At 72.2% G+C, this 6,366-nt stretch carries 8 protein-coding genes; 1 reads left to right on the top strand and 7 read right to left on the bottom strand.

Features of this window, described 5'->3' with window-relative positions:
- Positions 1 to 173 precede the first annotated feature (173 nt).
- The 7 genes from ACX12L_RS21050 to ACX12L_RS21020 all read right to left on the bottom strand — a co-directional run bounded on the left by ACX12L_RS21050 (position 174) and on the right by ACX12L_RS21020 (position 5,977).
- Positions 174 to 1,277 (bottom strand): 3-deoxy-7-phosphoheptulonate synthase, encoded by a 1,104-nt coding sequence (locus ACX12L_RS21050; protein ID WP_459264383.1) that lies wholly within the window; start codon positions 1,275 to 1,277, stop codon positions 174 to 176.
- Positions 1,278 to 1,306: 29 nt separating this feature from the next.
- Positions 1,307 to 1,786 carry a C40 family peptidase gene (locus tag ACX12L_RS21045; RefSeq protein ID WP_459264382.1) on the bottom strand — a complete coding sequence of 160 codons (480 nt, stop codon included), beginning with the start codon at positions 1,784 to 1,786 and terminating at the stop codon, positions 1,307 to 1,309.
- A gap of 8 nt (positions 1,787 to 1,794) precedes the next feature.
- The gene (locus tag ACX12L_RS21040; protein WP_459264381.1) at positions 1,795 to 2,430 is read right to left on the bottom strand and encodes a 3'-5' exonuclease; all 636 of its coding nucleotides are present in this window, start codon (positions 2,428 to 2,430) and stop codon (positions 1,795 to 1,797) included.
- Between the two features lie 11 nt (positions 2,431 to 2,441).
- On the bottom strand, positions 2,442 to 2,801 hold the full coding sequence (locus tag ACX12L_RS21035; protein ID WP_459264380.1) for a zinc ribbon domain-containing protein YjdM: 360 nt from the start codon (positions 2,799 to 2,801) through the stop codon (positions 2,442 to 2,444).
- Positions 2,798 to 4,996, bottom strand: a complete 2,199-nt coding sequence (gene dinG, locus ACX12L_RS21030) for an ATP-dependent DNA helicase DinG (RefSeq protein ID WP_459264379.1) — start codon at positions 4,994 to 4,996, stop codon at positions 2,798 to 2,800. The genes ACX12L_RS21035 and dinG overlap by 4 nt, the downstream gene beginning before the upstream one ends.
- 42 nt (positions 4,997 to 5,038) lie before the next feature.
- Positions 5,039 to 5,386, bottom strand: a complete 348-nt coding sequence (locus ACX12L_RS21025; RefSeq protein WP_459264378.1) for a hypothetical protein — start codon at positions 5,384 to 5,386, stop codon at positions 5,039 to 5,041.
- Between the two features lie 318 nt (positions 5,387 to 5,704).
- Entirely contained in the window at positions 5,705 to 5,977 is a 273-nt protein-coding gene (locus ACX12L_RS21020) for an ATP-binding protein (protein WP_459264377.1), read from the bottom strand.
- A 32-nt stretch (positions 5,978 to 6,009) separates the two neighbouring features.
- On the opposite strand from ACX12L_RS21020, the gene ACX12L_RS21015 reads away from it, so the two are divergent.
- A complete protein-coding gene (locus ACX12L_RS21015) occupies positions 6,010 to 6,315 on the top strand; it encodes an acylphosphatase (protein WP_459264376.1) in 306 nt (101 codons plus the stop codon).
- Positions 6,316 to 6,366: the final 51 nt, after the last annotated feature.

Here is a 6,366-nt window from a genome sequence, read left to right as displayed (position 1 = left end):
GTGCGCCTGACGCTGCGCAGTAACAGCTCTATCTCGGCAAACTTCTCTCGGCTGATGTCGCTCGGGTATTGCTTTCTTTTCACACCCCTATTGTCTGAGGTCGGAAGATCGCAAACAGGCTCTTAGGGAAATCGGCCTCCAACGCCTATCCATGAAGTGCAAGCAGCTATCAATCAAGAAGCAACGGCACGCCGCGCGCGCACGGCGGCCGCGAGCTGCTCCAGCACCGGCACCGTCTGCGCGAAGCTGATGCAGGCGTCCGTCACCGAAACGCCGTGGCGCAGGGCCTGGCCGGGGACGATGTCCTGGCGGCCCTCCTCCAGATGGCTTTCGATCATCACGCCGGTGATGCGGGCGTCGCCCGCGGCGATCTGGCTGGCCACTTCGGCCGCCACGGCGATCTGGCGCGCGTGCTGCTTGCTGCTGTTGGCGTGCGACAGGTCGATCATCACCTGCGGGCGCTGGCCGGCCTTCTCCAGCAGATCGCAGGCGGCCTGCACGTCGGCCGCGCCGTAGTTCGGGGCCTTGCCGCCGCGCAGGATCACGTGGCAGTCGCGGTTGCCGCGCGTCTCGAAGATGGCGGCCTGGCCCATCTTGGTCATGCCCATGAAGGCGTGCGGCGCCTGCGCGGCCTGGATGGCGTCGGCCGCCACCTTCACGCCGCCGTCGGTGCCGTTCTTGAAGCCCACGGGGCAGGACAGGCCGCTGGCGAGCTGGCGGTGGCTCTGGCTCTCGGTGGTGCGCGCGCCGATGGCGCCCCAGCTCACCAGGTCGCTGATGAACTGCGGGGAGAGCAGGTCCAGGAACTCCGTGCCCACGGGCATGCCCAGCGCCAGGATGTCCAGCAGCAGCGCGCGGGCGCGCTCCAGCCCCTCGTTGATGGCGAAGCTGCCGTCCAGGTGCGGGTCGTTGATGTAGCCCTTCCAGCCCACGGTGGTGCGGGGCTTCTCGAAGTACACGCGCATCACGATCAGCAGGTCCTGCGCCAGCGCGCCGGCCTGGGCCACAAGCTGCCGCGCGTACTCCATGGCCTGGTCATGGTCGTGGATGGAGCAGGGGCCGACGACGACGATGAGCCGGTCGTCCTGCCCGTGCAGCACGCGCGAGATCTGCAGGCGGCTCTCCTCCACCAGTGCCTGCGCGGCATCGGACGCGGGCAGCCATTCCTCGAGGATGGCGGGCGTGATCAGGGGGCGCACGGCCTTGATGCGCAGGTCGTCGATGCGCGTGGTGTCGTGGGTGGAGAGCGTGGGGTGGGAGTGGTCGGTCAGGGTCATGATCCCGCCATTGTCCCCTCTGGCGTGGCTCAGGGCCGCCTGAAGCTCGCGTGCTGCTGCGCCCAGTAGCGCGACTGCAGGTGGTCCAGCCGCACCGTGCCGCCCGTGGAGGGCGCGTGCACGAAGCGCCCCCCGCCCACGTAGATGCCGGCATGCGTGGGCCGGCCGCGGCCGAACACCACCAGGTCGCCGGTGCGCAGCGCGTCCTCCTCCACCGGCTCGCCGAAGCCGCTGAGCTGGGCCACCGTGCGCGGCGGCGCCACGCCGGCGCGGCTGCTGTACACGTAGCCGATCAGGCCGCTGCAGTCGAAGCCGCCATCGGGCGTGTTGCCGCCATAGCGGTAGGGCGTGCCCACCAGCCCCAGCGCGTGGATGGCGATGTCGCTCGACTGCTCGGGCGACAGGCGGGAATAGGCGCCGGCGCGCGGCGCGCCGGACGGCGCCGTGCCGCAGCCGGCCGCCAGCAGGCCGGCCGCGAGCATCAGTACGGGGAGTGCGAGGCTGCGCATGGTGCCCATCAGTCGGCCGCGCTGCCGGCCGCGGGCGGGCGGTGCTGCAGCAGCAGCCGGCCCATGGACTGGCGTGCGCAGCGCTGCAGCCGCATGAGCAGCGCGTGCTCGGGCCAGTCCAGGCCGAAGCGCTGGCACAGATCGCGCTGCATGCGTGCCAGCAGCGCGGCGGCCATCTCGGCGTCGGCCAGCGCGCGGTGCGCGCGGCCCGTGCGCGGCAGGCCGAGGTGGTCCGTCAACCGGCCCAGGTTGTGGCTGGGCGCATCCGGGTAGATGCGGCGCGACAGCAGCACCGTGCAGGCGAACGGGTGGGGCGCGTCCAGGCCCGCGTGCCGCAGCTCGGACTGCCAGAACCTGCTGTCGAACGCCGCGTTGTGCGCCACCATGGGCGTGCTGCCCACGAAGCGCGCGGCCTCGCGCATCACCTGCGGCGCGGGCGGGGCGGCGGCGGCCATGGCGTTGGTGATGCCCGTGAGCCGGGTGATGAAGGGCGGTATCCACACGCCCGTCTGCATGAGGCTCTGGAAGCGGTCCACGACGCGCTCGCCCTCGATGAGCACGATGGCCACCTCGGTGGCGCGCGCGCCCTGGGCCGGGGTCATGCCGGTGGTCTCGAAGTCGATGACGGCGATGGGCGAAGGCATGGGGGCGCGCGTCAGGCCTTCTTGAGGAACTCGGACTTGAGCAGCATGCTGCCCAGCTCGGTCTTGCAGTCCACGTTGTGGCCGTCGGCGCCGTCGACGAGGCGTATGCCCTTGATCTTGCTGCCCTTCTTGAGCACCGAGGACGAGCCCTTGACCTTCAGGTCCTTCACCAGGATCACGGCGTCGCCGTCGGCCAGGGGGTTGCCGTTGGCGTCGCGCACGGTGCCGTCGCCTTCGGGGCCATCGGCCTCGGCGGTTTCGGCCTGCATGGGCCATTCAAAGGCGCAGTCGGGGCAGATGTAGCTGGCGCCATCGGGGTAGGTGTTTTCCAGCCCGCATTGCGGGCATGGGGGAGTGGTGTCGTGGGTCATGCCGCCGATTGTCGCCGCTGCAGCGTGAACGGCGGCAGGCCGGCCAGCAGGCGCTGGCCGTAGCCGGTGCGCACCAGGCGCTTGTCGTAGCAGTACACGTGGGCGTGGTCGTCCTCGGTGCGGATGGCGCGGCCCACCCATTGCGCCAGGCGGATGGCGGTGGCGGGCACCACCAGCTCGCTGAACGGGTCGCGCCCGGCGCCGCGCAGCCATTCGGCGCGCGCCTCGCCCACGGGGTCGTCGGGCGGGGCGAAGGGCAGCTTGGTGATGAACAGCGATTCGCACAGGCTGCCGGGCAGGTCCAGCCCCTCGCCGAACGATTGCATGCCGAAGATGATGGACGGCAGGCCCTGCGCCACGCGCTCGCGGTGCCGCGCCAGCAGCTGCTGGCGCGGCAGGGTGTTCTGCACCAGGACCACGCCGCGCATGGCGGTGGGCATGGCATCGACCGCCTGGCGCATCTGCTCGCGCGAGGTGAACAGCACCAGCGCGCCGGCCTCCACCAGGGCCAGGTCGGCGAGCAGCGCGTCCACCATCTGCGCGGTGAAGGCCTGGGCGTCGCGCGGCTCGGCCAGCGTCTCGGTGGCCACCAGCGTGCCCTGGCGCGCGTAGTCGAACGGGCTGGCCACGGCCAGCGTGGTCACGGCCGCGTCGCCATGCAGGCCCGATTCGCGCAGGAAGAAGTCGAACTGCCCGCAGCTGGCGAGCGTGGCCGACGTGAGCACGGCGCCGCGCACCGCCGACCACAGGTGGTTGCGCAGGGTGGCGCCGGGCAGCACCGGGCTGGCATGGGCGCGTACGACGATGAAGTCGCCCTCGACCTCCAGCGTGAACCATTTGGCGGCCGGCACCGCGCCCTCGGGCGCGTCCTGCAGCAGCAGCTGGGCGGCGGCGTGCACGCCCTCCAGCCGCGGCGCCAGCGCGCCGATCTGCGCATACAGCTGCGACAGGCGCCGCGCCTCGTCGGGCTTGTCGCGCATCTCGGCGCGCAGCGCCTTGGCAATGGCGCTCAGGGCCTGCAGAAAGCCGCCCGCGTGGTGGGCGGCCTGGCCCAGGGGTTCGGCCAGCGCCTCGGGCCGCACGCCGCCCGGCACGCGCGCCCGCGTGGGGCTGGATGCGCCGAAGGGCCGGCGCGCGCCGGGCGCGGGCGCGCGCAGCTGTGCGCCGTACACGTCCATCGCCAGCCGCGCCAGGTCCTGCAGCGCGGCGCGCAGGCGCGCGGCGTGGTTGGGGATGTCGGCGATCTCCTCCACCTCCACCAGCTGCCCTATGCGCAGCGCGCGGCTGGCGAGCTTGTCGATCCAGGTCAGGCGCGACAAGTCCATCTCGCAGGCGAACTGGTCCAGCGCCGTGGCCGGCAGGTGGTGCGCCTCGTCGATGACCAGCAGGCAGTTGTCCAGCTCCGGCAGCAGGCGCGCGCCGATGGACGACAGCAGCAGGTCGTGGTTGGCCACGATGACCTGGGCCGCCACCAGCTGCTTGCGCCGCTCGAAGTAGCTGCACTGGCCGAACAGCGGGCAATGCTTGCCGGTGCACGAGCTTGCCTCGGCCGCCACGGGGCTCCATACCTCGGGCTCGGGCGGGGTGTCCAGCGTGTCGCGGTCGCCGTCCCAGGCGCTGGTGGCCAGCGCGTCGGCCATGCCGGCGTAGAACTGCATGCGCGCCTCGGTCTCCAGGCGCGGGCGCCTGGCGCGCTGCTCGCTTTCCTCGTCGGCAAACAGGTCGTCGTCGGCCATGCCATCGTCGCCGCCCGCGGCGCCGCCGGCCAGGCGCTCCAGCTTGAGCTTGCACACGTAGCGCCCGCGCCCCTTGGCCAGCGCGAACTGGAAGGGTTGCTCCATGCGCGCGGCCAATGCCGGCAGGTCCTTGTGCACCAGCTGCTCCTGCAGCGCCACGGTGGCCGTGGAGATCAGCACCCGGGTGCCGCGCGCCAGCGCCATGGCGATGGCGGGCACGCTGTAGGCCAGCGACTTGCCCACGCCCGTGCCGGCCTGCACCACGGCGATGGCGCGCCGGGGCTCGGCGCCGTCATCCTCCAGCCGGCCCAGCTGCGCCTGGGCGAAGGTCTGCGCCACCTGCTCGGCCATGCGCCGCTGGCCCTCGCGCACGCGAAAGCCGGCGGTGGACTGCACCACCGCCTCGAACGATTGCAGGGCCTGGTCGGCCCATGGCTGCGCTGGCGTGGGGTCAGCCATGGGGCGGGCGGTACTGTGCTTTCATCCAGCCATGGTAGCCGATCAGGCGCGGAGCTGGCCGCCATCCGCGTGCAGCCGGCGCACCGTGGCGCCGGTGCGCTGCCGCAGCCGTTCGGCGGCGCGCTCGGCCAGCGCCTCGGGCGCCGGGGCCGTGAGCAGCAGCAGCGTGGGCGCGCCGCCTGCCTCCCGCGCCGGGCCCCAGCTGCGGCGCAGCACGGCAAGGCCCTCGCGGGCGAGCTGGCGCACCACCTCGGCCTCGCACAGCGCCGTGCCCGGCAGCAACTGCAGCACGTGGCACGGGCACCCCCCGGCCGCGCCGGCGGCGGCGGGCATGGCCGGCGCGCTGGCAGGCGCATCGGGCGAGGGGGCAAGGCGGGAATCTACGAACATCGGTCATTCTCCAAACACGGGGCGGCAAAGCCCATGAAAAAACCCAGCGGCTGGGGCTGGGTTTCGTTCGGAGGGGGGAATGAGACACCAGGTGGCCGCCGGTACGGCCACCTGCGCGCGCTAGGCAGCCGCGGTGGTAATGGTGCGAATCATTCGTGCGCCCAAGCCATGCATACGGGCCGGCGCCGCGCTGGTGAAAGCGGTGGCGGCTGCGGTGCGGGTCGAGGGGCGGAACATGCGGGCCAGTGTACCGCAGGCTGGTGCAGCGGCGCTTTCGCTGCGTTATCGATAGCTGCTTGCGCTTGGTGTGCGGTGGCTTCAGGCCGTTTCTGTATTCATATCCGGCGGCTGAGGGGCTGGCGCGGCCGTGGTGCGCACCATGCGGATGGCGTCGAACGGGCAGCGCAGGGCGCACAGCGCGCAGCCGGTGCAGCCCGGCGCGTCGTGCAGCACCGAGCGCTTGGCGCCGAAGCGCCCCAGGCCCTGCACCTGCAGCGACAGCACGTGCGGCGGGCAGGCGGCCACGCACCAGCCGCAGCCGGTGCAGCGGTCCGGGTCGATGGCGGGCAATGCCTTGCGCGATGCGTGCATGGGGGAGAGCATGCCACTACAGTTGCAGTGCCATGTCCCAAGACCATGCCACCATTGCCCGGCACCTGCGCATCCATGGACGGGTGCAGGGCGTGTACTACCGCCAGTCCATGTCCGAGGCCGCCCATCGCCTGGGCGTGCGGGGCTGGGTACGCAACCGGCGCGACGGCAGCGTGGAGGCCCTGGCCGCCGGCCCCGCTCCGGCCGTGCAGGCGCTCATCGACTGGGCCCGCGCGGGCCCGCCCGCCGCGCGCGTGGAGCGCGTGGACGTGCAGGAGGCGGACGCGGCGCAGCTGCCCGGCCTGCCCGCGGGCTTCGGCCGCCGCGAGACGGTCTGAGTCCCATTCATAAGAGTTTCTTGTGGATGGGCGCCAAAGTAATTGTTGGAA

The organism is Alicycliphilus sp. T452 (assembly GCF_054512775.1).
The sequence above is the reverse complement of the archived record's forward strand: the minus strand, read 5'-3'. Positions and strand labels throughout refer to the sequence as shown.

Bases quoted from the DNA above. Each gene is read 5' to 3' on its own strand.
- ACX12L_RS21025 (WP_459264378.1), bottom strand. From the start codon at position 5,386: ATGTTCGTAGATTCCCGCCTTGCCCCCTCGCCCGATGCGCCTGCCAGC.
- ACX12L_RS21015 (WP_459264376.1), top strand. From the start codon at position 6,010: ATGTCCCAAGACCATGCCACCATTGCCCGGCACCTGCGCATCCATGGA.
- ACX12L_RS21045 (WP_459264382.1), bottom strand. From the start codon at position 1,786: ATGCGCAGCCTCGCACTCCCCGTACTGATGCTCGCGGCCGGCCTGCTG.
- dinG (WP_459264379.1), bottom strand. From the start codon at position 4,996: ATGGCTGACCCCACGCCAGCGCAGCCATGGGCCGACCAGGCCCTGCAA.
- ACX12L_RS21040 (WP_459264381.1), bottom strand. From the start codon at position 2,430: ATGCCTTCGCCCATCGCCGTCATCGACTTCGAGACCACCGGCATGACC.
- ACX12L_RS21050 (WP_459264383.1), bottom strand. From the start codon at position 1,277: ATGACCCTGACCGACCACTCCCACCCCACGCTCTCCACCCACGACACC.
- ACX12L_RS21035 (WP_459264380.1), bottom strand. From the start codon at position 2,801: ATGACCCACGACACCACTCCCCCATGCCCGCAATGCGGGCTGGAAAAC.
- ACX12L_RS21020 (WP_459264377.1), bottom strand. From the start codon at position 5,977: ATGCACGCATCGCGCAAGGCATTGCCCGCCATCGACCCGGACCGCTGC.